The 1,625-nt window shown below is 50.6% G+C and carries 2 protein-coding genes and 1 pseudogene; all 3 read left to right on the top strand.

Annotated features, from left to right (window positions below; translation table 11 throughout):
* Positions 1-128 precede the first annotated feature (128 nt).
* Positions 129-479: a hypothetical protein gene (locus JCM17102_RS30560; RefSeq protein WP_136498676.1), complete on the top strand. Its 351-nt coding sequence runs from the start codon at positions 129-131 to the stop codon at positions 477-479.
* Complete coding sequence (locus JCM17102_RS30555) at positions 466-1,329, top strand: hypothetical protein (RefSeq protein WP_148302094.1); 864 nt, start codon at positions 466-468, stop codon at positions 1,327-1,329. Before JCM17102_RS30560 ends, JCM17102_RS30555 begins: the two co-directional genes overlap by 14 nt.
* 2 nt (positions 1,330-1,331) lie before the next feature.
* Positions 1,332-1,625, top strand: a pseudogene (locus JCM17102_RS29330) (RHS repeat domain-containing protein); the annotation flags it as partial.

The raw sequence follows: 1,625 nt of genomic DNA, 5'->3' as shown, positions 1-1,625 counted from the left end.
CGTTACGTGTTGCCGCCCGAGGCAAGCCTGCAGAATAAAACGGCGATCAATACTTCCGCGTTGGACAAACTGGCTTATTATTACGAATACGACCGGCTGGACCGGATGATTGTGAAACGGTTGCCGGGATGCAAGCCCGTTTACATGGTGTACGACTGGCAGGATCGGTTGGTACTGGCACAGGATGGAAATCAACGTACCGAAAATGCGAAAAAGTGGAGCTACTTCGTGTACGACAGCCAAAACCGGGAAGTAGAGAACGGGGAGGTCATTACTTCGGCCGCCTCTACACACCAGCAGCTGCAACAGGCGGCATGGAAGCAGGAGAAGTATTTGCCGGCAGGTACGAAAACGCCGTTGCAATACATGGTATACGACAACTATCAGGCGACGGAAACCGTAACGGCCCATCCCTTCACTGCCGTCAGCGGATACAGCGAAAGTCATCATCAGAGTGCCACAGGAATGATCACCTCTAAAAAGGCGAAGGTGCTGGGAACCGGCGATTGGGTGACCACTACCCTGTATTATGACGACCAATACCGGGTGATACAGACAATATCCGGTTATCCGCAGAAGCCGCTGAGCTACGTGAATGTCACCTATGACTTTGTGGGAAACAAGATGAAACAAAGGGAGACGGCAGGAACCAACACGATGGAAACAGTGTATACCTACGACAACCGAGGAAGGATGCTGACCAAGGAATACAAATGGAACGGTGCGTCGGCAGACAAGATCAGCTATGCGTATGACGCGACGGGAAGAATGAATGCCCGTAAGTACGGTACGCGTGCCACGGAAACGCTGACGTATAACATCCGGGGATGGATGACAGGAATAGAGAGCCCGTACTTTACACAGATGTTGCATTATACCGACGGGACGGGGACTCCCCGCTACAACGGAAACATCAGTAGCATGACGTGGAAAGCGGGAGGTGAGACAACGCTTCGTGGATATAAGTTCACGTATGACGGTCTTTCCCGGTTGAAGAACGCCGTCTATGGAGAAGGAGCGACCCTTGCATCCAACCTGAACCGCTTCAACGAGCAAGTGACCGGTTATGACAAGCAGGGAAACATCCTGGGATTGTCCAGATACGGGCAGACTTCAGCCAGCGGTTATGGGTTGATAGACAATCTTGTATTGTCCTACGACGGAAACCGGCTCAAGGCGGTGAAAGACAATGCCACGAGCGGTGTATATGGCAACGGATTCGAGTTTAAGGACGGTGCCAATGCGGATACGGAGTATACGTACGATGAAAATGGCAACCTGACTAAAGATTTAAACAAGAAAATTACGGGAATTCAATTAAATTGCTAGATTTGCCTGAGAAGGTACAGTTTGAAGGTGGAAACAGTATTTCGTACCTGTATGCAGCAGACGGAACAAAGATACGGACTACGCGCGTCACAGGCAGCACTACCCTGACCACCGATTACTGCAACAACGCGATCTATGAGAATGGAGTACTGACCAAGGTGCTGACAGCAGACGGTTATCTGACTCCGGCGGATGCCAAACTCCACTATTTTATGCAGGATCATCAGGGCAACAACCGGGTGGTGGTGGATAAAACAGGAAAGGTGGAAGAGGTCAATCATTACTATCCTTTCGGA

The sequence above is a fragment of the Bacteroides faecichinchillae JCM 17102 genome (genome assembly GCF_000614145.1).
Classification (GTDB): domain Bacteria; phylum Bacteroidota; class Bacteroidia; order Bacteroidales; family Bacteroidaceae; genus Bacteroides; species Bacteroides faecichinchillae.
Note: the sequence above shows the minus strand (reverse complement) of the source record. Positions and strands in the feature narration are given on the sequence as shown.

What these genes read in the sequence shown, in the direction of transcription:
- JCM17102_RS30560 (WP_136498676.1), top strand. Translation starts at nt 129, where the DNA reads ATGCAAGCCCGTTTACATGGTGTACGACTGGCAGGATCGGTTGGTACT.
- JCM17102_RS30555 (WP_148302094.1), top strand. Translation starts at nt 466, where the DNA reads ATGATCACCTCTAAAAAGGCGAAGGTGCTGGGAACCGGCGATTGGGTG.